This is a genomic window from Agrobacterium sp. 22-209-1 (assembly GCF_053522485.1).
This window is the reverse complement of the sequence record NZ_JBNWCH010000009.1, coordinates 167,206-188,514: the sequence shown is the minus strand read 5'-3', so window position 1 is coordinate 188,514 and position 21,309 is coordinate 167,206. Positions and strand designations below refer to the sequence as shown.

The window sequence follows — 21,309 nt, the reverse complement described above, 5'->3', positions numbered from 1 at the left end:
CCAATGCGCCGAGTCCCTTCTCAAAAAACTCAGATCAGAAATTTTGAGAAGATGATTGGACATGCGCACTTTGAATCTGGGCATTCTAGCCCATGTGGACGCAGGCAAGACCAGCCTCACTGAACGACTCCTCTTTGATACCGGTGCCATCGACAAGCTAGGAAGCGTCGATGGCGGAAACACCCAGACGGACAGTCTGGAATTGGAACGGCAGCGAGGTATCACCATCGCTGCTGCTGTTGCTGCGTTTCGGATTGGAGACCTTTCCGTCAACCTGATAGACACCCCCGGCCATCCCGATTTCATTGCCGAGGTGGCACGGGTGCTGCGGTTGCTCGATGCCGCGATTGTCGTCGTCTCGGCGGTTGAAGGCATACAGGCCCAGACACGAGTTCTTGTTCGCGCGCTTCAGCGCCTGAGGATTCCTTTCCTGTTTTTCGTGAACAAGATCGACCGGGCCGGAGCGCGGTACGAAGACGTGCTCGCTGATATCGCCCGACAGTTGGCGGTCCGGCCACTTGCCATGTCGAACGTCACCGATATCGGTAGCCGTCGTGCCTTGGTAAAAGCCATCGACATAGAGCAGGAGCCGCACCTTTCCAGGCTGTGTGAGGCACTTGCCTTGGGTGACGCAACGCTGCTTGACGACTATGTGCTGGCTCCAGAGCGATTAGGCTCGCGGAGACTGCAAAAGGCCATTGCGACACAGCTATCCAAGGGCCTCGTGCACCCGGCTTACAGTGGGATTGCGATGACCGGAATCGGGCTGCCGGACCTCATTGATGCGATAGAAACTCTGTTGCCCAGTCGCCTTCCCGACCCGTCGCTCCCTGTCCGGGGTAGCGTCTTCAAGATTGAACGCGGCTGGGGTGGCGAAAAACTCGCCTACATTAAACTCGAATCCGGAACCGTAAGTGCTCGTGGCACTATCGAATTGCCAACCGGACGCGCCAAGATAACGAGCCTCCAGGTGTTCGGCGAACCGGGATTGCGCAGATGTGATCACGCCAGAGCCGGACAGATCGTGAAGGTCGGAGGTCTCGCGGGAGCGCGGATCGGCGACTTGATCGGACCGGACACGGGACACGCTTTTGTGTACCAGTTTGCGCCGCCAACAATTGAAACACGTGCCGTGGCACGGCGGTCGTCGGAAAACCGGGCATTGTGGCTTGCCTTGCAGCAGCTTTCGGAACAAGACCCGCTCATCAACCTGCGTAGCACGGAGGATGCAAGCGAGATGTATCTGTCACTTTACGGAGAGGTGCAGAAGGAGATCGTTCAGGCCACCCTTCTTGCGGAATTTGGGGTCGATGCAACTTTCGAGAAGAGCACCGTCATCTATGCCGAACGACCCACCAGTTCGGCAAGTGCGCTCCAAACAATCTTCAGGGACCCCAATCCGTTTCTTGCAACAATCGGCCTGAGGGTTGAACCTCGATCACCTGGCTCCGGAAACGTATATACGGTGGAGGCCGATGTCGGGCAGATGCCGATCAGCTTCTACCGTGCAATCGAAGAGACGGTCTCGGAAACTCTCAAGGCTGCGGTTTTCGGTTGGCAGGTTATCGACTGCCAAGTCGTGCTCACTGCCGTCCGGCACAGTTCCCCATCCAGCACAGCAGCAGACTTCCGGGGACTCACACCGTTGGTTCTGGCGGAGGCACTGTCTCACGCGGAGATGATCGTCTGCGAGCCCGTTGAGCATTTCAGGCTGGAGGTCCCAGCAACTACGCTTCCGGTGATGGCCACACTCCTCGCCAAATATGGCGCATTGATATCGGAAACGTTGATCGAGAACAGCACTGCCCGACTGGACGGTATGATTGCCTCCATCCATGTTCAGAGTATCCGCACCTGCAAGCGGCACGGCGTTCGCCTCGTCTCGAGTGCCGAGCTCGCGAGATCGCCGTTCCAGCATGACTTTGCGGCCAACCTTGCTGCGGAATCTTCCAGGATTCCCAGGTTCATGGCGTCTGCTGAAGCTGCGGAGCCGGACAATCTTCAGACATATGTCGAGAAGAGGTTGAAAGGCGACAGGTCCGGTGCCGACTGGCTTGACTCCCTGCCGCTGTATGTCGCTATCCGCCTTTGTGAAATTGTAGGCGCATCTCTGTTGCACGGAAACCTGTTCCGCTCATCGGGATTCGGCGACCGGGAATGGTCAGAGAGCAGCGGTGCTGGATACGATCTTCTTAAAGAAGGGGAACCTGCATTCCGCCAATACCTGGAAGCTCAGGTGGATGATTTTCACCGCGGGAAAGGTTCCGGCGGTGAGCGATCCATCTTCGGTCGTCTGTATCTAACCCTTGCCCATCGGACGACCGAAGCTGCATTTGACCCGATCCGAAGTATCATGCGTGACGTGGCTATTCACAATCTCCCGCTCGGACCCGGGGATGAATTCTTCGGGCCGATCACTTCCAGAAAGTTCCACACGATCCACTCTGCCTCCAAAACCCACGGCATTCCGTTCGAGCGCCTCAACAAACTTGTGCTGGACGCAGGATTACTCCCCAGTGAAACAAGCGGTGGAGGCGGAAATCTCATCGAAGCCCGAGCTGTTGACCGCATTGTCACGGAAATGGCTGCAACATTTAATCAGAAAGAGGTCATTACCAAACTTGGGGTCACGCGCAAATTAGGCCGGCAGCTCATCAACGGCGGCCTTTTGAAGCCATCCTTTAAAGTGAAACAGCGACCCGGCGCGAGGATCGTTCCTCGATACCCGGCCGAGCAAGTTACCATTCTACTCGCGAACCTTCGAGCCGTGGCCAAATGCACGGACATGAGCGAGCTCCATGATTTACATACTTCGATCAAGCGTTGCGGATGCACGTTCATCGAGGCAATCAATTTGATCCGCTCTGAAAAACTCTCAAAAGTTGGCTGGGACGAAAGTGAAATCCGACTTGCATCTCTTCGAGTAGATCCAATCGAAATGCGGCTTCTGATGATGCGTCAAAACTCGATCATTTCGGATCGGCAAAGCAAGCGTTCAATGGTGGGACCTCAGCCGCACGGCAGTCCCAATCGGCAATTGCTACTGTAGACATCGAGACAATTTACGCGAATTCAAGCCGGGTTTCATCCCGGCTTTTCTTTCGGTCCATGCCTTTGGCCAATTTTGACGTCCTGGGTGGCCAAAACTACTTGTGCTTTGAGGTTCGTGGGTTCAACTATCAAAGGGTTACAGCGCTACTGGCCAGTATTCGATTACATTTCTCATCTGATCATCCGGACCAAGCCTTGAAAGGCAGCGCATGGCGCTGCCTTTTGCTTTGATATGGAAGCAACATCTTGCGGATAGTACCCGGCACTACGCCGCAACATCCTCACGCACGCCCAGAACGCGGTCGATCAGGCCCCATTCCAATGCTTGCTCCGCCGTCATGAAAAAATCCCGATCCATGGCGGCTTCGAATTTCTCGTAACTGCGTTTGCAATGTTCAGCGTAAAGCCGCGTCATGCGGTGCTTGGTCTGCCGCATCTCTTCGGCATGGATCAGCATGTCCGACGCCTGCCCCTGGAAACCGCCCAGAGGTTGATGAATGTGGATGCTGGCATTGGGAAGGGCGCTCCGCTCACCCGGTTCACCCGCCATCAGCAGAAACGATCCCATGGAGCGGGCCGTTCCCATGCAGAGCGTATGAACCGGTGCGCGGATATAATGCATGGTGTCATACATGGCGAGACCGCTGGTCACGACGCCGCCCGGCGAATTGATATAGAGATGGATCGGCTTCTTCGGGTTTTCCGCCTCGAGAAACAGCAACTGCGCGCAGACCAGCGCCGAAACCGTATCGTTCACCTCGCCGTTGAGGAAGATGATCCTCTCCCGCAACAGGCGGGAATAGATATCGAAAGACCTTTCTCCCCTTGAGGATTGTTCGACTACCATAGGGACGAGTTGCATCGCTTCGCGCATCGGCGAACTCCTGTCGTTAAGAAATGTCGGGGAACGGGAGGGATCAGGCCGCGAGCTTGATCGACGAACCGTTGTGATTTGCGGCGGCCTTTATCATCCGGCCGGTATTGACTGGCAAATCATGAATGATGCGCAGGCTGGTACCGCCTTGGGTATTCGCCGCGATCCTGAAGGTGACGGTGCTTTCCAGAAATGGCGGCGTGTCCTCCCGCAACCTGTAGCGCACTTCTTCGCCGGGCTTGATATCGATTGCTTCCGCTTCCGCCAGCGCCTCCGCCGGCAACCATATGGCGCGAAACGCCGGAATGCTGATGGCGCGCCACACTTTCTGCGGCGGCTCGTCCAGATCATATTCAAGCTCGATGCCCTTTTTAGGCGCTTCCGGTGTCTGCCTGTTCATTGGTCCATATCCTTCAGCAGGAGTTTGAGAGCCTCAATGCGCTGCGGCCAGTAGGCGCGATATTTGCCGAGCCAGGCCGCAATGCGCGTCAGCCCGTCCGGATCGACTTCGTAATTGACGAAACGGCCCTGCCGCTTCTCGACCACCAGCCCTGCCCCGCGTAACACTGAAAGATGCTGCGACATGGCCGGCTGGCTGATTTCGATCCCCTCACGCAGGGCGGAAGCGTTCATGGCGCCATCCGCCAGCTTTTCGAAAATGGCGCGTCGCGTCGGATCGGCCAGCGCCCGGAAAATATCGTTCTCTGTCATAGCAACACATAAGCACACACTTATGTGATTCACAAGTCCTTTCGGTGCGTGGAAAACACGCCTTTTTCACACTGATGGCACGAGGTGCCATGAACGCTTTATCCCCTCGCGCGTTTTCATCCCGCCTGATACTCTTCGGGCCGGGAGCGATCAAAACAAGTGACGGCATTTACGGTCTTCATCATCATTCTTCTCTTGGTCATAGGGCCGAGCCTGTTTGTCGTCATCGGCAAACAGCGGGAAAGGACCATTCCCAAGCGCCCTTCCGCCGCCCTGCCCCTTGCCGAAGACGCAACAACGCTGGACCGGCACTGGCAATCGATAAAAAACGGCTGGAATGAGAAGAATGCGCTCTGCCTGCTGCATTCCAACCTCGATGCCTTTGCGGTGCGCGTGGCGGCGGCGCGCGCCGCCGGGCGCAGCCTCGATCTCATGTATTACATGTGGAACGCCGATCTCACCGGGCGGCTGATGATGCGCGAAGTCATCGCCGCCGCCGATCGCGGCGTGCGCGTGCGCCTGCTGCTCGACGATCTCGGCGTTTCCATTTCCGACCGCATCTTCCACGCCATCGACAGCCATCCGAACATCGAGTTGCAACTGTTCAACCCCACCCGGGCGCGGGAAAACATCCTGCATCGAAGCATCGAGCTGGTGCTGCGCTTCCGCAGCGTCAACCGGCGCATGCACAACAAGGCATGGATTGCCGATGGGCGCGCGGTCATCGTCGGCGGACGCAATATTGGCGACGCCTATTTCGACGCCGCCGAGCGGGCGAATTTTCACGATTTCGATATTCTCGGTTTCGGCGACATCGTTGCCGATGCCACCGAAATCTTTGACGATTACTGGAACAGCGCCGTTGCCGTTCCGGTGCGGTCGCTGCTCGCACGCAGGCCCAACAAGCTTGCAAAGCTACGGCGCGAACTGGACGCGTTGCCGAAAAGCGAGGCGGCGAAACCTTATCTCGAACGGGTCGAAAGCCAACATGGGCGCGATCATTTCCTGATGTCGGATCGTCTGCACTGGGTCGAATCGGCAGATGTGCTGGCCGACCCACCGGAGAAGGCGGCGGGAAAGCGCCGCAAGGGCCATAACTTCCTGATGGAGAGCCTTTTGCCGCTGATGCAGGAGGCAGGCGACAGCCTTCACATCACCTCTCCCTATTTCATTCCCGGCAAACAGGGCGTGGGGATATTTTCAGGACTTGCCGAAAGCGGCGTCTCGGTCGCCATCCTCACCAATTCGCTGGCCGCAACGGATGTGGCCGCCGTGCACGCCGGTTATGCCCGCTATCGCAAGCCGCTTCTGGCCGCCGGGGTGCGACTGCACGAATTGCGCGCGCAGGCGGATCAGGCGAGCTTCACCCTGCGCGGCTCGGGCCAGGCAAGCCTGCATACCAAGGCCTTCACCCGCGATGGCGCGACCGGTTATATCGGCTCGCTCAATTTCGACCCACGCTCCGCCTCGCTCAATACGGAGATGGGCGTCGTGTTCAACTCAGCCCCGCTGGTTGCCCGCATGGACGAGATATTCGCCAAAGAAATCCGCCCCAGCATGAGCTTTGCGCTGGAAATCGACAAGGGCAGGCATATCGTCTGGAAGACGGAAGAACAGGGGCGAACCAGAACATACCGGCGCGAACCAGACGCCGCCATCAGCCGCCGCATCGTTGCCGGCGTCATGCGCTTCCTGCCGCTGGAATCGCAGCTTTAACGGGGAAAGCTTGGGATCAGGCCGCCGGCCTCACCCCCGCTTTCGCCAGCTGTATCTGCACCAGCGTGTCGAGGTTCTGGTTGACCCGGCAATAAAACTCCTCATCGATGAAGGGACGCAGCATGAAATCATTGCCGCCTGCCTTCAAAAACCGCGCGGAAAGCAGCCGGTTGGTGGAGGACGAAACCCCGATGATGCGCAGCTCATGCGACCCGCGCACGGTGCGGATGCGCCGCGTCAGCTCAAAGCCGTCAATATCGGGCATGTTATAGTCGGTGACCACAAGGCCGATATCGGGATTGGCCTTCAGGATATCGAGCGCCTTCGCCCCACTATCCGCCAGGCTGACACGGAAATTATAACGCTTGAGGCGGCTCGAAAGCAGCGCCCGCGCCGTCGGGCTGTCATCGACAATCAGCACATGATGGCGGTGGTTGGTGAGAAAGCGACAGACGGATTCCGTCAGCATGTCCACGGCGAAAATATTGTCCTTCAGAATATAATCGACCACATCCTTGGCGATCAGCGTTTCGCGCGTCGCCTCATGAAACGTGCTGGTGAAAACGATGGTCGGGATCGAAAGATCGATCAGATATTCCAGCGCCTCGCCCTTTTCCGCTCCCGGCAGGTTGATGTTGGAAATGGCGAGCGTTACCGGTTCGGACGAATGTTCGTAACAGGCCTGCAACTCTTCGAAGGAGCGGCATACCTCCACGGAAACGCCCAGCATCTCATTGAGCCGCCTGCTCACCATCTGGGTGAACACGTTGCTGTCTTCCGCCAGCAAAATCCGGCTATTTGTAAAAGGCACGCCCGAATACTGCATGCCCGTTATGCCCAGGAAATTCATTCTGTCCCGACCCCCATCGAATGTCAGCTTAAGATAGCAGGCTCATTTTTCAGAATGATTAATAGCACTATTTCTGAAGCTTCAGTTGAGCACATGCTTACCTAAACGGAAATACGGCCCGCGAGGGGCCGCATTCCAAGTTTGGGAGGGGATTTCTGTCTTATACGCGCAGAAGCGCGTTATCGGTGTCGAACGGGCTCTCTTCCACCACTTCAGCATCGTAGGACGTGCCGAGAATGCGGATCTTGAGCTTGGTGCCCACGGCCGCATATTCCGGCTTGAGCATGGCGAGTGCGATGGATTTGCCCATGCGCCAGCCGAAACCGCCGCTCGTCGCACGCCCGGCAAGCACACCGTTCTCATCGAAGATCGCTTCAGAACCGCGCGCATCGACGTCTGTATTGCCAGACACGGTCAGCGTCGAGAACACCCACTTCGCACCGGCTTCCTTGTAAGCCACCAGCGCATCGCGGCCGATGAAGGATTTTTCCGGGCGCACGAAGCGATCAAGACCGGATTCATAGGCGTTGTATTCCACCGACAGCTCGCGGCCCATGTTGCGATAGGATTTTTCGAGCGACATGGAGACCATGGCGCGGATACCGAATGGCTTGATCCCGAATTCGGCGCCCGCTTCCATCAGCCGGTCGAAGATGTAGTTCTGCATCTCGATCGGATGGTGCAGTTCCCAGCCAAGTTCGCCCACGAAGTTGACGCGCAACGCATGCGCCGTCGCCACGCCGACGGAAATCTGCTTGCCGGTAAGCCAGGGGAAATCCTTGTTCTCAAGGCTCGTGCGTGTCAGCTTCTTCAACAGATCGCGCGACTTCGGACCGGCAAGAACCAGCACGCCGTATTTCTGGGTGATCGGCTGCAACACCACAGAACCGTCGGTCGGGGCAAGGCGGCGCAGAACGTCATGGTCATGCGCTTCGAGACCACCGGCCGAAACCATGTAGAAGCGGCCCGGCGCCCATTCATAGACCGTGAATTCCGCTTTCACGCCGCCATTCGGCGTCAGGAGATGGGTAAGCGCGATACGGCCGCGCTTCTTCGGGATGGCATTGGCGAGAATGCTGTCCAGCCAGGCCCGTGCGCCAGGGCCGGAGACTTCCATCTTGGCGAAGGCGGACATATCGAGCACGCCGACATTCTGATGCACATTCTTCACCTCGTTACCGACATGTTCGAAATAGTTCGAACGGCGGAACGACCACTTTTCAACGATACGACCGTCATCCAGAGCCGGCGCATGGTTGTGGCTGGTGATGACATCGGCGCCAACGCCGAGGTCTTCCTCGCGCAGAGCATAACCCTCCGGCGCATACCAGTTGGCGCGCTCCCAGCCATAGACGGAGCCGAACACGCCGCCGAGCTTCTTCAGACGGTCATAAACCGGCGTCGTCTTCAGCGGACGGGCGGCGGAGCGCTCTTCATCCGGGTAATGCATGGTGAAGACGTTGGCATAGGCTTCCTCGTTCTTGGCGATGAGGTAACCTTCCGTTGCGTAGGGGCCGAAGCGGCGCGGATCGACACCCATCAGGTCGAGCGTCGGCTCACCATCGACGATCCACTCGGCCAGCTGCCAGCCAGCACCACCGGCAGCGGTGATGCCGAAGGAATGGCCTTCGTTCAGCCAGAAATTCTTCAGGCCCGGTGCGGGGCCGACAATCGGGTTACCATCAGGCGTATAGGCGATCGCGCCATTATAGACCTTCTTGATGCCCACTTCGCCGAAAGCCGGAACACGCACCATGGCCGTTTCGATATGCGGCATCAGGCGGTCGAGTTCCTCCTGGAACAGCTCATATTCACTGTCATCGGAAGGACCGTCGACATAACAGACCGGCGCGCCGACTTCATAAGGACCGAGGATCAGGCCACCCGCCTCTTCGCGCATGTACCAGGCAGAATCGGATTCGCGCAGAACGCCCATTTCAGGCAGGCCCTGGCGGCGACGTTCCTGAATGGCCGGATGCGGCTCCGTGACGATATATTGGTGCTCGACCGGAATGACCGGGATATTGATGCCCACCATCTCGCCGGTCTTGCGGGCAAAGGAACCCGTGCAGGATATGATATGTTCGGCGATGATCTCGCCCTTGTCCGTTGTCACCTTCCAGTGACCGTCTTCCAGCTGCTCGATGGCGGTGACTGTGGTGTTGCGATAGATGGTCGCCCCGCGGTCACGCGCGCCTTTGGCCAGCGCCTGTGTCAGATCGGCGGGCTGGATGTAACCATCGTCAGGATGCTGGATGGCGCCCAGCAGGCCGTCCGTCTCACACAGCGGCCAGATTTCCTTCACCTGCTCCGGTGTCAGCATGTTGACGCGCACACCGATGGTCTCGGCGATGCCGGCATAATACATATATTCGTCCCAGCGATCCTTGGTGCGGGCGAGACGGATATTCGAGACCTTGGAGAAGCCGACATTCATGCCGGTCTCTTCCTGAAGCTCCTCATAGAACTTCACGGAATATTTGTGGATCTGACCAACCGAGTAGCTCATGTTGAACAACGGCAGAAGCCCGGCCGCATGCCAGGTGGAACCCGAGGTCAGCTCCTTGCGCTCGATGAGAACGCTGTCGCTCCAGCCCTTCTTGGCAAGATGATAAAGCGTCGAAACGCCAACGACGCCGCCACCGATCACCACCGCCCGTGCATGTGTCTTCATTTACAGAACCCCTGAAAAGCGCCGGCCTTGCCTTATTCCGCCGACATTGGATGGGAGGAATATGAAGCGCTTGGCGGCCGTTCAGCCGCCTGATTGCGACATGGCCATAGGGTGCTGCGACAGGCGTGAAAATGCCGAGCATGCCGGACGAAGATCGCACAGCTCTGCGGCTCGTTTCTTCTCCCGCCGGGAAGAAGGCGACAGGCCGCAAATCCATGCCCGATAGCTTCGACGCCTGAGGCAAACAGCAATCTAGGCTTTTATGCGCCCGGCTTCTCCTTCGGTTCGGTCACCTTGCCGTCTTTCGAGGTTTCCTTTTCCGGCGCAGAAGCCGCGCCGGTATGGGCCGCCTGCGCTTTTTCGCCCTCTTCCGAAAGCAGCGCCGCCATCATCTGCGGGTTGGCTTCGCCCTCCATGTGAATATTCAGATTGCGCTGCGGGAACGGAATATCGATCCCTTCCTCACGGAAGCGCTTGAGGATGGCGATCCTCATCGCATTTCTCACGCCGAGCCCGTTCGAAAGATCGGCAAGATAGAAGCGCAGTTCGAAATCCAGCGAAAAATCACCGAAACGGACGAATTCCACGTGTGGCTCGGGATTGCGCAGCACCGGCGGCTGGGCGCGCACCAGTTCCAGCAAAATGTCCATGACCTGCTGCGGATCGGAATCATAAGAGACGGAAACCGGTATTTCGGCGCGCATGATGCGGTTGCGGTGTGTCCAGTTGCCGACGGAGGAATTGATGAATTCCGAATTCGGCACGATGATCGACTGACCACGGAAGGTTTCTATCTCGGTGGCGCGCACGGAGAGCCGCTTGACGGTGCCCTCCGTGGTTCCCGTCACCACCCAGTCCCCTACCTTGAAGGGGCGCTCCACCAGCAGGATAAGGCCGGACACGAAGTTCGAGACGATGTTCTGCAGGCCGAAACCGATACCGACAGAAAGGGCGGAAGCCACCAGCGCCAGGCTGGAGAGGTTGAGACCCGCCGAAGACACGCCGAAGATCGCCGCCACAGCGATACCGAGATAGCCGATACCGGTCTTGACGGAATTGCGCACCCCGGCATCCACCTGGCCGCGCGCCATGACGTTGTTGTCCAGCCACCTCTGGAACCAGCGGGTAATGGTGTAACCGATGGCGAAGACGAGGATGCCGCCAAATATGCCGATCAGCGAAATAGAGGCATTGCCGACGGTGATGCCGGTCAACAGACGATAAGCCCAGCTTTCGATATCGCCCGGCTGGAAGCCCCAGGAAAACAGGATGAGCGGCACGCCGAAGGCCAGTGCCACGATATAGATGCCGAGCCCGGCGGCAAGGCCGGCCTGATCGAGCGCGACCACGCCCAGACCGAAACGCCGCGCGAGATAACGACCGGCAAGAGATTCCGCGAAGGCGCCCTGTCGCGAAATCGCCTTGCCCGAGAGAATGCCGATATACATTGTCGCCAGCACCGCGCCGGTGGCGACGATCTGCGTGGCAAGGAAGCGCGCAAGCCCGACATAACCGGTGAGGCAGGCGCCGATGAGAACGAGGCCACCCACTCGCAGCAGGATGACGAGCCAGCGCGGCAGGCGCTGGTTGCCGGTCTCATAATCCTGCCCCTCGCCGATCACCGGCCGCAGGAACGACACGGTGAGCAGGATGAGGCCGATGATGATCGAGGCGACGAAGCTCTTGGCGACGGTCACGATCAGCGGCGAATAAAGTGTCTCGCTGATCGTGCCGAACAGGTAATCGAGACCATTGACGAGCGCCATCAGCAACACCGCCGAGGACAGCGTATGCGCGCCCTTGTTGGATACCTTCACAAGGCGCCATTCCGGCTGTGTCGGCGCAAAGATCGCATAGCTCAGTCGTGAGACGAAATAAACAAAACCGGTGATCGCCATCGCCCCGAACAGGATAGGCGCGATGTCCGACCGCAGCACGTTGAAATTATCGAGGAAGAAGGCCGAGGTGACGAGAAACAGGAACAGCGACAGCGACTGCACCATGGTTGACCAGAAGGCGACCGAAAGCCGTCTCAGATAGGAAGGCTCGCCCGTAAAGGCCCGCCGGTCCATACGGCTGCCAAAAAAGCGGTAACCGACCACGAGAAACAGCAGCCCCGCCATGATCGACAGCATCACCGCCCCGAACATCGGCAGGCGCTTGTAATTCCAGACGAAGCCTGCCCAGCTGCTGAAGGCGTTGTTGAGGTTGGTCAATTCGGTCAGAAAGGCGGAGGACGCGTCGCCCAGCGTCTGCGCCGAAACTTCCGTGCGCTTGAACAGCGTGGCGGCGAAAAGCGCGCGGCGAACGGCGGTGATGTTGTTGGAGATCTGTGCGGCATTGGTGGCCGTGCTCTCCACCTCGCCGGCAATCGCATTCACCTCTGCCCGTTCCGCCGTCAGCCGGTTTCGCTCCTCCGTCACCATGCTGGCTTCCGGCGGCTGGTCGTCCGCAGGCGCCGCACCCAGCGCATCCAGCCGGGTCTTGATCTGGTCGAGACGGGTGCGCAGCTTGGTGTTGGCGGCGGCGGCATCGGCGGCAATGGTGTCGGCGCGGCCCTTCAGGTCCACTAGTTGCGCATCGTCGCGGCCGCCGGCTTCTACCTGTTGGGCGATAGCAGCGACATCGCCCTTCCATTTCTCCAGCTCCGCCCTCGCCTGTTCGACGGTCGAAGCCTGGATAGCCACCGGCGCGGGCGATGTTGTTTCCCCTTGCGCTGCGGCCGGCATTGCCGACAAGAGACCGCCGGCAAGAAAAAGCACCACGGCCAGTATCGTCGCCATGGCACTCCTCTGCCGCCGATCCGGCGCCAAGCCGTCGAAAACCCTGCCGTCCATCAATCCGCCGAACATCAACCGCACATCCACGCCTTTCGTTTTTTTGCACCGCATCAGGCTTTTTAGCGCCTGCCGCGTGGAAAACCACCCGCATTGAGGGAGGTTTTCAGGAGTTTGCCTTGCTTTTCACCACGAAAATCATCACCTTCGATGGTGCAGCAACATGGGAGGAAATCATGGAATCTGCTGGCATTGGCTGGATCGCAGCCATCATCATCGGTGGTGTCGCCGGGTGGCTCGCCGAACAATTCATGAAAAGCAATATGGGTGTTTTCATGAACATCCTTCTTGGAATCGTCGGCGCGATCGTCGCCAACGCCATTCTTTCGGTATTTGGAATCGTTCTGCAAGGTTGGCTCGGTTATCTCATCGCCGGCTTCATCGGCGCCTGCATCCTCATCCTTGTCGGCCGGGCTTTCAGACGCGGGTAAAGAAAAGAAAAAATCCGTAAAACCGCGGATTTCCAGGACTTTCCAGCGCGACTGAAATTTTTTCGTCACAAAAATCGAAGAAATTTCATTTCCGCGCTGGACAAGCCCAAACTTCCCCTTTATACGCCCCCTCACACCGCCACACGGTGCCGGTCGGGTGATTAGCTCAGTTGGTAGAGCAGCTGACTCTTAATCAGCGGGTCGTAGGTTCGAGCCCTACATCACCCACCAAATTCCTCCTGAAATGACAAGAGGTTGCGATGCTAAATTAAAGCATCGCATAAGCGCGCCGGGCTTCCGCCAAGGCCTTCTTTTTCGATAGTGGTTGCGCATAGCGCCGCCCTCGTCACCTGCAACGCGCGGCTGCGCCAACAGTCGGGCCGGTGTCAAACGCGCTTATAATTCCGTTTCCGGCGCCTTGCTGTCTGCCCCGACAAAACGCGGCGCCAGCGGCCGCCCCGCAATACGGCTTCCAAATTGCTCGGTGAAAGGTACAGGTGCCGCCCGCTTGACCGCCTCGATGGCGGAATCGATAAAGGCTTTGCGCCTCGGGCTGTCTTCCTGTGGGCGCGCGGCGGTGACCACCACCTTGCCCCTTATCTGTCCGTCCTTGTGCAGAATGAACTGCAATGTCACGACAAGCCCCGCAGTGTCTTCCGGCGGCACCCAGCAGGCATAGATCGCATCGAACATTTCATCGATATTGCCGGCCGGCGCGGGATCGTTGCAGACCCGTGACTGGCCTGAGGCCTGCGTCGAAAAACCGGCGGACAACAGAACCAGCGCCGCGAGACCTGACAGCCTGAACGCGCTGGCGAATGGAAACCAATGCAGGATCAAATCAATACCCTCTACCGAAGCCAGATCCGCCTGCCTGGACAGACCGACAGTCACCGTTTCTTGAAATCAATTTCGTCAATAAGAATTAAGCGCAGCATTGCCGGGCTTCGCCCGCTCTTAAGTTCCACGATCGCAGCAAGCCTAAACATATCAATAAAAACCAAAAGTAAAACAACTTTAAATTAAAATAAAATACAGAATAAATAAATTATTACGATTTACATCAAAATCATCAAGCAAATCCGAACTTAGAAACATAAAATGCAGAGATACACAAATAAAAGACACCACAAACACAGAGATATATAATGCCGCCTGCTCTCCGCGTGAGGTGAATCGCCGGTCTGGACATATACACTCCCCGCCCTGGCAATCACGACTCTCCCCGTAAAGGGCGCAGGCTCAACTGCGGCAACCGGCTTTCCGTGTGGCCGCCGAAAAGATGATTATTGGCGCTGCAGCACCGCCCGCTTCCCCAAAGCTGTCTCAATCGTCCTTATGATCGGGATCATGAGATTGCTCATCAACATATTGCTTTTTATTCTCGGCGCGGTCGGGAGCGGGATATGTGCGTTTTTATTATCGGCAGCGCTCGCCGATTCTGGATTTCTCGGCTCCTGTTTTGAGGGAAATTGCGCTTATGCGGCGCTTTTCATGGTGCTGCCCGTCACATGGTTCGTGCTTTTTGCGCTGTATGTGATGGCGCTGCTGATCTGGCGGCGAAAGCCTTTCCGGAACGGAAGGCTCTGAAAACGGGACGGCGACGTCATTGCCGCCGCGCACGCGTTGACAGCGCTTACGACTTGCCGCTAACGTCCTGCCGCTGGGGGATTCGCTGCCAGTGATATGCGGGGCTCATGAGCAGACCCGATATCACCGGCCTCTGAATGTACATGTTCCGATTTGCGTCTCGCGTATGATGAGCATGACGGAAAACAGGGAGACCAAAAGATGCGGGCCTCGATCAATTCCCCGTCGCTTTCGATCGACACAATGGACTATCAGGCCGAGTGCCAGTTCGCGCTGGAGCCGTCCATTCAAAAGCTGATGGAAAAAGCCGAACATGCCGGCTGGAACCGCCAGCAGGCCGCCCTTGCCATCGTCGCGCTCGCCAGCGAGCATCTCACCGATCTATTGTCCGCCGGCGACATTCCCGCGCCGGATCAACGTCCCCTCTCCTGATCTGCCTGAAGCCGGGCGGATCAGCGCCGGCGTCATCGAAACATCATCGCAAAATCAACACAGCAGGTCCGGAGTGTCCCTGTCGACACTGCCGGAACAAGGTTTGTGCTGTGAAGGTCGACGTTTGGGGCAAAAGCCGATGCCTCGCGCACCCGACATAGCCTGTCACGCGCCTGTCCGCCCGTTATGCCAGGCCCCCAACCGCCTGCCAGCAACCCTGCCATAGTGTTGACACAAGCCACCAATAATGAGAACATAAAGTGAACATTATGGAGGTCAGCGATGAACACAGCAGACGCAGCCATAGAAAATGCCCTCTCCGTTGTCGCCCGCTCCCGGGATATGCGCGAACGCGCGCTCGAGCGGCGGCGTGAGCTGCAACGGCGAACGGAAGTCATCGTCACCCGGCCGCTTTACGTCCTCAAAAAGAACGAAGGGCCGAAACAGCTGTCGCTGAAACTCGACAGCTAGTCGCCGATGCAAATAACCGGCAGGCGCAACGCCGTGAAAGCGACGGCCCGTCTTCGTCCAAAAAGCAAAAATCCCGTGCGCATCACCTCACGCACGGGATTTTAAGAATGAAGAGGTTATTATTTTTGTCTATTGCATGCGCTGCATTGCGGCTTCCGGTTCGCCGGTCGTCGCAACCGTTGCAGGAAGGCGGTCGGTCTTTTTCAGGATGACGACTGGCTTTTCCACCGGATCTGTCGGCGGAACGATGCTTGCGGTTTTGAATTCGCGATCTACGGCAGGAACGGAAGCGTTGATCTGTTGATGACCTGCACATTCCGCAAGCGCTGCACTGGCCGAAAAACCAAAGACAGCGGCGATAATGAGAACTGATTTCATGTCATTCTCCCTTCGCTCTTGTGGCAATCTCCAGTCTATGTGGAGACAGGCCCGATTGAAAATCACACTTTAGAGACATCTAAAGCTCATCATCATGTCGGCAGTCGTCATTTTCGGTGTGCGGGCAAGTCGAGGGGCGATTGCATCGTCCTATTTTTCCCGCACATCCAGTGGATTTTGGCAAAGCGGTCTTCGAAATATCATCGCCACGTAACTTCCCTTCAGGGAAATGAGACTGGGCGTATAAGTCGAAACCTTCTCCGCATTGGCGGCCTTGATGGTTCTTCCCTCAGAGGGTTTCTGCTGCATGGCGCGCCTCCTTCCATCAGCGATAACGAAAATACGCCGATCTTGTTCCGATCACGGTTCCGTTGGTGTGCAGGAGAATGAAAGCACCGCCCTGGATGCCAGCAGCACCCGGCGCTTGAAAAATCCACCCAAAAGCTCTATATCGTTAGGCGCGAGGACGACCTCGGCCATATCGGCGACAGCATGCGGGACGGCCCGGTCATATACCGGAGAATGAAATGCGCTCCCTGCAAGATCGTATCCGCCACGCGCTAAGCTTTGAAATCATCGGCCTCATGCTCGTCATTCCCCTGGGCGCGCTGCTTTTCGGCATGCCCATGGAAGATATCGGCATCGTCGGCCTCGTCAGCGCCACGCTCGCCACGATCTGGAACTATGTCTATAATCTGGGCTTCGACCACGCCATGCAGCGCCTGAAGGGCACGACGCTGAAAACGCCGGCCATTCGGGTTGCCCACGCGGTGCTTTTCGAACTCGGCCTGCTGATCGTGCTGATGCCCTTCATCGCCTGGTATCTGAATATCAGCCTTGCCCACGCGCTGGTGATGGATATCTCCTTTGCGCTGTTTTACGTGGTCTATGCTTTTGTCTTCAACTGGAGCTACGACCGGGTTTTCCCCCTGCCGGAATGGAAGTCGCAGCAGGACGCCGCCTGAGAGGCGGCGGCCACAGCCGACATAGGCGGTTCAGCGCAGTGACGCCTTGAAGAAGCTCACGAGATCAGCATTGAACCCGCGATGGAACTCCACCCGGTCGAAGCCCGCCGCGTCGCTGCAAATCTGGGGCGCGGCTTTTGCCATCTCCGCCGGGCAAGGTGCAATAAAGGAAAAGTGCCCCCGCCCCGTCCACCATCCGATAATCCGGTTTCACCGGCAGATCGTCACGCAGTCTCGCAACATCCTGCGCTACGCGAACATAAAGCGGTTTCCTGTGGCAGCAATCACGCTGAACGCTTAAAGCGACTTCAGCGTCCAGGCCACGATTTCCCGTGTGGCAGCGGCGAAGGCCTGGTCCAGTGCTTTCACGAAATTGGCGTTGCCGGAACCGCTGACGCGGGCGCTGGAACGGAATACTTCCTGCGCCCTCACCGTGCCGTTGCGATCATTGAGCAGCTTCACCGAAATTTCGATATTCGCCACGTTGCGAGCGGTATCGATTTCAAAGGCGCGAATATCGCTCACGACTTGATAGTCGATTGCCAGCCCCTGCCCCGGCCGGCCAACGCCGCCGAACTTGCCGGTATCTTCGAAGGCTTCCACGAGCTTGGATTGCACCATGCGCGGCAGGCGGTCACTCCATTGCGAATTGCCGAGATATTGCACCTCGGAACCGGAAAGCCGCACCACGATGTTCTCGCTATCGAGCGCCTTCAAGGCGGTCGGGTCGGCGATCAGCAGCTGACGGCTTTTCAGCGATGGTCCCTGCGTTACCGCCGCCGGCGATACGGAAAGGTCGAAAGTATCGTTTTTCGGCGCACCGGCACAGCCCGCCATCATCGCAGCAAGCAGCGGAGCGAGAAGAAGGGCGCGGCGCGTTTGGCCGTTCATCGATAGTCTCATTGGTCGATACCCCTCTTAGCGCCTTGTTCTGCCATCATATTGTTTCACGGTTTCGCCGCCGAAAATCAACCGCTGCGGATCGCGGTCGATATTGGTGATGGCATTGTTGAGATTGTCGACCGTCTGTCGCGTGCTGCCGATCAGCGCCTGGAAATCCTTCAGGCCGGAGCTGGAGAAACGGGTTAGGTTGTCTGCAATCGGCCCGATGCGGGCATTGAGATTGTCGGCCACCGCCTTGAAGGAGGTTAGCGTCTCGCGCGCCTTGGCAAACAGCGAATTGGCATCATCAGTGCCGAGCATGCCGTCCACCTTGGCGAGAATGCCATCGACGCGGCTGGAGGCAAGGTTCAGCTTGCGGCCCATCTCGGTGAAGTCGGAAACCGCCTGGTCGATGTCGGCGCGACGCGCGCCCACATCATCGGCGATCCTCTTGAAATTCGCCACGGCATCGCGCGCATCGGCGGTGGCTGCGGAAACATCGCCCACCACGGTGCTGACCTTGGCGGGATCGACGGAGGCCAAAAGCTCATCCGCGCGCTTCACAACCGTCTGCACTTCCGTGCTCGCCGCCTCAAAATTGCGCGCCGTGCTCTGCACCGTCTCCATGATGCCCTGAATATCGCTGGAAGCGGATGCCACATCCTTCGTCACCTTGTCGACATTCGACAGGATGGAATCGATCTTGCCAGCGTCGACCGCCTTCACCAGATCCTCGACCGCGGTGAGCGTACCGTCGAGCCGCACCGAAACGGATTGCACCGTCGTGGACAGCGAACTGAGGCTCGAAATGAAATTCTTGATCCCGTCGGAATTGGCCGCCAGCGCATCGGAAAATTTCTCGGCATTACGCACCGTCTGCGTCAGCGGCCCGCGCGCATCCTGCACGAAACCCTGCAATTCGCCGATCGCGCCATCTGCGCGCTTCAGGATTTTATCAGCCGTGGCAAGCAGGTTGGTGACGCTCGAAAGATCGGCTGTCAACTCGGCCGGAACGCCGCTTTCAACGGCTTTCTGCAGAATGCGCTCGCCATCCTTGTTGCCGCCGGAAAGCTCGATATAGGCGGCGCCCGTCAGACCCTGAATTTCAAGCACAGCGCGTGTGGACGGAAACACCGGCGCATCCGCCTGCACTTCGGTAAAGGCGATGGAGTAAGCCGGATCGTCGCGGTCAATCGCAAGCCCGCGCACCGTACCAACGGGAATACCGTTAAACCGCACCGGAGAGCCAACCGAAAGGCCGTTGGCGGAGCCGGGAATACGCACGATCAGTTGCGCCGTCGGGCCGCCGCGGCCAAACTCGGCCATCCAGTAAACGAAGCCGAATGCGGCGGCGATCACGATCAGCGTGAAAATTCCGACTATGGTGTAGTTCGCCTTGGTTTCCATGCTTCTTGTTACTCCACCGGATTTTCGTGTCTGCCGTCCGGAAGAACGACAGAGCGCGCCCGTTTGCCGCGGAAATAGGACTGCACCCACGGGTCTTCGCAGGCGAACATGTCCTGCAATGTCCCTTCCACCAGCACTTTCTTCTGTCCCAGCACCGCAATGCGGTCGCAGACTGAGAACAGGCTGTCGAGGTCGTGCGTCACCATATAGACGGTCAGGCCAAGCGAATCGCGCAAGCGCGCAATCAGCATATCAAATTCCGCCGCCCCGATGGGATCGAGGCCGGATGTCGGCTCATCGAGGAAGACGAGGTCGGGATCGAGCGACAAGGCCCGGGCGAGCGCCGCACGCTTGATCATGCCGCCTGATAGTTCGGATGGGTATTTGTCGCCGGCATCGGGCTTCAACCCCACCATCTCGATCTTGAGATAGGCCAGCTCGTCCATCAGCTTTTTCGGCAGGTCCAGATATTCCCGCATCGGCAGCTGGATGTTTTCCTTCACCGTCAGGCCGGAAAACAGTGCGCCCTGCTGGAACAGCACGCCAAGGCGCTGATCGAGCATCATGCGGTCGTCTTCGCTCGCCTTGTCGTAATCGGTGCCGAGAATGCGGATGGCACCTGCCTGGCGGGGCAGAAGCCGCAGGATCGCGCGCATCAGGACGGATTTGCCCGCGCCGGATGGCCCGATGAAGCCGAGGATTTCGCCGCGATAGACATCGAGATTGAGATCTTCGAGCACGTTGCGGCCATTGAACCCGACAGTCACACCCTCGACGGAAAGCACCGCCTCGCGGCCATCCTTTTCGGTTTTTGTCTCTTGCGGTTTCTGGTCCAGTGTTTCCAACGCGCCCTCCTTAAAAATCGATGGCTGCGTAGAAGATGGCGAAAAGACCATCCACCAGAATGACGACGAAGATCGATTTGACCACCGACGAGGTGACGTGCTTGCCAAGCGATTCCGCCGAACCGCCCACCTTCATGCCCTCCACCGCCGCGACGATGCCGATGATGAGCGCCATGAACGGCGCCTTGATCATGCCGGCCGCAATGGTCGACTCCTCGACCGCGCCATGCAGGCGAGACAGGAACACCTCAAACGTGATGCCGGAATAAGCAAAGGCCACGATGGCGGCGCCAAACAGGGCGGCGAAATTGGCAAGAATGGTCAAAAGCGGCAGCGCGATGGTGAGCGCCACCAGCCGCGGAAACACCAAAACGCCCACGGGGTTGAGGCCGATCACCTTCAGCGCGTCGATTTCCTCGCGCATCTTCATCGAGCCGATTTCCGCCGTGATCGCGCTGCCGGAACGGCCAGCGATCATGATCGCGGTCAGAAGCACACCGATTTCGCGCAATTGCAGAATGCCGACGAGATCGACAACGAAGACTTCCGCGCCGAAATAACGAAGCTGGAACGCGCCCTGCTGGGCGATGATCGCGCCGATCAGGAACGACATCAGCATGATGATCGGCACGGCGCGCACGCCCATATGGTCGATCTGGTTGACGATGGCCGCCGGCGAAACGCCGCGCCCGCGCCCGAGCTTCATCTGCGCGCCGCGCACGGCGGAGCCGAGAATATACATGCCCGCCAGAAAATCCGCGCCGTTCTGCACGACGGCCTTGCCGACAGGCGCAAAAATACGTTCGGCAAGCCCCGCTTTCGCAGCGGCCGCGCCCTCCATTTCCACTTTTTCGGGCAATTGGGAAATGACCTCTTCGATACGGTCATTGCCCGTCACGGTGACGGTGGCGCCATTTGCCTCCAGGTCCCTGCGCAGGCGCTGAATGATCCATGCGCCGGTCGTATCGATGGCCTCGACGGAAGAAAGATCGATTTCCACCGGGCCGGTGGATTTGCTTTTTTCGATCTTTTCAAGACTGGAGAAAATACCGGAGAGATTGCTGTTGCGCCAGGAACCGCTCAGGGCAAAACGCGAACCGCCGCCGGAGACGTTATCGTCTTCGGTGATTGCGGCCGGGTTCGCCTGTTGCCGTGTGTCCTGTTCTTGCATAATGCTCCGAGCGAGTGCAGTCGT

General features: G+C 58.2%; 19 protein-coding genes, 1 tRNA gene and 2 pseudogenes. 8 read left to right on the top strand and 14 right to left on the bottom strand.

Annotation, left to right across the window (positions count from 1 at the left end; genetic code table 11):
* Positions 1 to 61 precede the first annotated feature (61 nt).
* Positions 62 to 1,918: pseudogene (locus ACQZ48_RS19055) on the top strand (GTP-binding protein); the annotation flags it as partial.
* A 1,398-nt stretch (positions 1,919 to 3,316) separates the two neighbouring features.
* On the opposite strand, the gene ACQZ48_RS19050 reads toward ACQZ48_RS19055, so the two are convergent.
* From ACQZ48_RS19050 to ACQZ48_RS19040, 3 genes are read right to left on the bottom strand one after another with little or no spacing between them, the layout of a single operon-like run.
* Complete coding sequence (locus ACQZ48_RS19050; protein WP_077982209.1) at positions 3,317 to 3,925, bottom strand: ATP-dependent Clp protease proteolytic subunit; 609 nt, start codon at positions 3,923 to 3,925, stop codon at positions 3,317 to 3,319.
* Between the two features lie 43 nt (positions 3,926 to 3,968).
* Positions 3,969 to 4,325 (bottom strand): SRPBCC family protein, encoded by a 357-nt coding sequence (locus ACQZ48_RS19045; protein ID WP_142912274.1) that lies wholly within the window; start codon positions 4,323 to 4,325, stop codon positions 3,969 to 3,971.
* On the bottom strand, positions 4,322 to 4,636 hold the full coding sequence (locus ACQZ48_RS19040) for an ArsR/SmtB family transcription factor (RefSeq protein WP_003524773.1): 315 nt from the start codon (positions 4,634 to 4,636) through the stop codon (positions 4,322 to 4,324). The genes ACQZ48_RS19045 and ACQZ48_RS19040 overlap by 4 nt, the downstream gene beginning before the upstream one ends.
* 159 nt (positions 4,637 to 4,795) lie before the next feature.
* On the opposite strand from ACQZ48_RS19040, the gene ACQZ48_RS19035 reads away from it, so the two are divergent.
* Entirely contained in the window at positions 4,796 to 6,352 is a 1,557-nt protein-coding gene (locus ACQZ48_RS19035; RefSeq protein ID WP_191218243.1) for a phospholipase D family protein, read from the top strand.
* Between the two features lie 16 nt (positions 6,353 to 6,368).
* Here ACQZ48_RS19035 and ACQZ48_RS19030 read toward each other — a convergent pair whose 3' ends face one another.
* The 3 genes from ACQZ48_RS19030 to ACQZ48_RS19020 form a co-directional block, all read right to left on the bottom strand.
* The gene (locus ACQZ48_RS19030; protein WP_089153216.1) at positions 6,369 to 7,202 is read right to left on the bottom strand and encodes a response regulator; all 834 of its coding nucleotides are present in this window, start codon (positions 7,200 to 7,202) and stop codon (positions 6,369 to 6,371) included.
* Between the two features lie 160 nt (positions 7,203 to 7,362).
* Positions 7,363 to 9,876, bottom strand: coding sequence for a GcvT family protein (locus ACQZ48_RS19025; protein ID WP_077982206.1), 2,514 nt, complete (start codon positions 9,874 to 9,876; stop codon positions 7,363 to 7,365).
* 260 nt (positions 9,877 to 10,136) lie between these two features.
* On the bottom strand, positions 10,137 to 12,767 hold the full coding sequence (locus ACQZ48_RS19020) for a mechanosensitive ion channel family protein (protein ID WP_173989177.1): 2,631 nt from the start codon (positions 12,765 to 12,767) through the stop codon (positions 10,137 to 10,139).
* Positions 12,768 to 12,889: 122 nt separating this feature from the next.
* Between ACQZ48_RS19020 and ACQZ48_RS19015 the strand changes: the two genes are divergently transcribed.
* A complete protein-coding gene (locus ACQZ48_RS19015) occupies positions 12,890 to 13,144 on the top strand; it encodes a GlsB/YeaQ/YmgE family stress response membrane protein (protein WP_077982907.1) in 255 nt (84 codons plus the stop codon).
* Positions 13,145 to 13,299: 155 nt separating this feature from the next.
* Positions 13,300 to 13,375, top strand: a tRNA-Lys gene (locus ACQZ48_RS19010).
* A 165-nt stretch (positions 13,376 to 13,540) separates the two neighbouring features.
* On the opposite strand, the gene ACQZ48_RS19005 is transcribed toward ACQZ48_RS19010, so the two are convergent.
* The gene (locus ACQZ48_RS19005) at positions 13,541 to 13,984 is read right to left on the bottom strand and encodes an energy transducer TonB (protein WP_244614233.1); all 444 of its coding nucleotides are present in this window, start codon (positions 13,982 to 13,984) and stop codon (positions 13,541 to 13,543) included.
* A 498-nt stretch (positions 13,985 to 14,482) separates the two neighbouring features.
* Here ACQZ48_RS19005 and ACQZ48_RS19000 point away from each other — a divergent pair, with 498 nt between their 5' ends.
* The 3 genes from ACQZ48_RS19000 to ACQZ48_RS18990 all read left to right on the top strand — a co-directional run bounded on the left by ACQZ48_RS19000 (position 14,483) and on the right by ACQZ48_RS18990 (position 15,637).
* Positions 14,483 to 14,734 carry a hypothetical protein gene (locus ACQZ48_RS19000; protein ID WP_137410446.1) on the top strand — a complete coding sequence of 84 codons (252 nt, stop codon included), beginning with the start codon at positions 14,483 to 14,485 and terminating at the stop codon, positions 14,732 to 14,734.
* Positions 14,735 to 14,935: 201 nt separating this feature from the next.
* Positions 14,936 to 15,166, top strand: coding sequence for a hypothetical protein (locus tag ACQZ48_RS18995; protein WP_077982205.1), 231 nt, complete (start codon positions 14,936 to 14,938; stop codon positions 15,164 to 15,166).
* 282 nt (positions 15,167 to 15,448) lie between these two features.
* Positions 15,449 to 15,637 carry a hypothetical protein gene (locus ACQZ48_RS18990; protein ID WP_077982204.1) on the top strand — a complete coding sequence of 63 codons (189 nt, stop codon included), beginning with the start codon at positions 15,449 to 15,451 and terminating at the stop codon, positions 15,635 to 15,637.
* A gap of 129 nt (positions 15,638 to 15,766) precedes the next feature.
* Here the strand turns inward: ACQZ48_RS18990 and ACQZ48_RS18985 are convergent, their stop codons facing one another.
* Together ACQZ48_RS18985 and ACQZ48_RS18980 are read right to left on the bottom strand one after the other, a co-directional pair.
* Positions 15,767 to 16,015, bottom strand: a complete 249-nt coding sequence (locus ACQZ48_RS18985; RefSeq protein WP_003524756.1) for a hypothetical protein — start codon at positions 16,013 to 16,015, stop codon at positions 15,767 to 15,769.
* A 150-nt stretch (positions 16,016 to 16,165) separates the two neighbouring features.
* Positions 16,166 to 16,324, bottom strand: a complete 159-nt coding sequence (locus ACQZ48_RS18980) for a hypothetical protein (protein ID WP_162854283.1) — start codon at positions 16,322 to 16,324, stop codon at positions 16,166 to 16,168.
* Between the two features lie 218 nt (positions 16,325 to 16,542).
* Between ACQZ48_RS18980 and ACQZ48_RS18975 the strand changes: the two genes are divergently transcribed.
* Positions 16,543 to 16,980, top strand: coding sequence for a PACE efflux transporter (locus tag ACQZ48_RS18975; protein WP_137410448.1), 438 nt, complete (start codon positions 16,543 to 16,545; stop codon positions 16,978 to 16,980).
* A gap of 30 nt (positions 16,981 to 17,010) precedes the next feature.
* Here ACQZ48_RS18975 and ACQZ48_RS18970 read toward each other — a convergent pair.
* The 5 genes and pseudogenes from ACQZ48_RS18970 to ACQZ48_RS18950 form a co-directional block, all read right to left on the bottom strand.
* Positions 17,011 to 17,227, bottom strand: a pseudogene (locus ACQZ48_RS18970) (dienelactone hydrolase); the annotation flags it as partial.
* A 50-nt stretch (positions 17,228 to 17,277) separates the two neighbouring features.
* The gene (locus ACQZ48_RS18965; protein ID WP_374636767.1) at positions 17,278 to 17,883 is read right to left on the bottom strand and encodes an ABC-type transport auxiliary lipoprotein family protein; all 606 of its coding nucleotides are present in this window, start codon (positions 17,881 to 17,883) and stop codon (positions 17,278 to 17,280) included.
* Positions 17,884 to 17,898: 15 nt separating this feature from the next.
* On the bottom strand, positions 17,899 to 19,269 hold the full coding sequence (locus ACQZ48_RS18960; protein WP_077982200.1) for an MlaD family protein: 1,371 nt from the start codon (positions 19,267 to 19,269) through the stop codon (positions 17,899 to 17,901).
* A gap of 8 nt (positions 19,270 to 19,277) precedes the next feature.
* Positions 19,278 to 20,114: an ABC transporter ATP-binding protein gene (locus ACQZ48_RS18955; RefSeq protein WP_271365367.1), complete on the bottom strand. Its 837-nt coding sequence runs from the start codon at positions 20,112 to 20,114 to the stop codon at positions 19,278 to 19,280.
* Positions 20,115 to 20,124: 10 nt separating this feature from the next.
* Entirely contained in the window at positions 20,125 to 21,285 is a 1,161-nt protein-coding gene (locus ACQZ48_RS18950; protein ID WP_448729178.1) for an MlaE family lipid ABC transporter permease subunit, read from the bottom strand.
* Between the last annotated feature and the right edge of the window lie 24 nt (positions 21,286 to 21,309).

Coding starts and splice junctions, on each gene's coding strand:
- ACQZ48_RS19050 (WP_077982209.1), bottom strand. CDS start 3,925: ATGCGCGAAGCGATGCAACTCGTCCCTATGGTAGTCGAACAATCCTCA.
- ACQZ48_RS19045 (WP_142912274.1), bottom strand. CDS start 4,325: ATGAACAGGCAGACACCGGAAGCGCCTAAAAAGGGCATCGAGCTTGAA.
- ACQZ48_RS19040 (WP_003524773.1), bottom strand. CDS start 4,636: ATGACAGAGAACGATATTTTCCGGGCGCTGGCCGATCCGACGCGACGC.
- ACQZ48_RS19030 (WP_089153216.1), bottom strand. CDS start 7,202: ATGAATTTCCTGGGCATAACGGGCATGCAGTATTCGGGCGTGCCTTTT.
- ACQZ48_RS19025 (WP_077982206.1), bottom strand. CDS start 9,876: ATGAAGACACATGCACGGGCGGTGGTGATCGGTGGCGGCGTCGTTGGC.
- ACQZ48_RS19020 (WP_173989177.1), bottom strand. CDS start 12,767: ATGCGGTGCAAAAAAACGAAAGGCGTGGATGTGCGGTTGATGTTCGGC.
- ACQZ48_RS19015 (WP_077982907.1), top strand. CDS start 12,890: ATGGAATCTGCTGGCATTGGCTGGATCGCAGCCATCATCATCGGTGGT.
- ACQZ48_RS19000 (WP_137410446.1), top strand. CDS start 14,483: ATGATCGGGATCATGAGATTGCTCATCAACATATTGCTTTTTATTCTC.
- ACQZ48_RS18995 (WP_077982205.1), top strand. CDS start 14,936: ATGCGGGCCTCGATCAATTCCCCGTCGCTTTCGATCGACACAATGGAC.
- ACQZ48_RS18990 (WP_077982204.1), top strand. CDS start 15,449: ATGAACACAGCAGACGCAGCCATAGAAAATGCCCTCTCCGTTGTCGCC.
- ACQZ48_RS18985 (WP_003524756.1), bottom strand. CDS start 16,015: ATGAAATCAGTTCTCATTATCGCCGCTGTCTTTGGTTTTTCGGCCAGT.
- ACQZ48_RS18980 (WP_162854283.1), bottom strand. CDS start 16,324: ATGCAGCAGAAACCCTCTGAGGGAAGAACCATCAAGGCCGCCAATGCG.
- ACQZ48_RS18975 (WP_137410448.1), top strand. CDS start 16,543: ATGCGCTCCCTGCAAGATCGTATCCGCCACGCGCTAAGCTTTGAAATC.
- ACQZ48_RS18965 (WP_374636767.1), bottom strand. CDS start 17,883: ATGAGACTATCGATGAACGGCCAAACGCGCCGCGCCCTTCTTCTCGCT.
- ACQZ48_RS18960 (WP_077982200.1), bottom strand. CDS start 19,269: ATGGAAACCAAGGCGAACTACACCATAGTCGGAATTTTCACGCTGATC.
- ACQZ48_RS18950 (WP_448729178.1), bottom strand. CDS start 21,285: ATGCAAGAACAGGACACACGGCAACAGGCGAACCCGGCCGCAATCACC.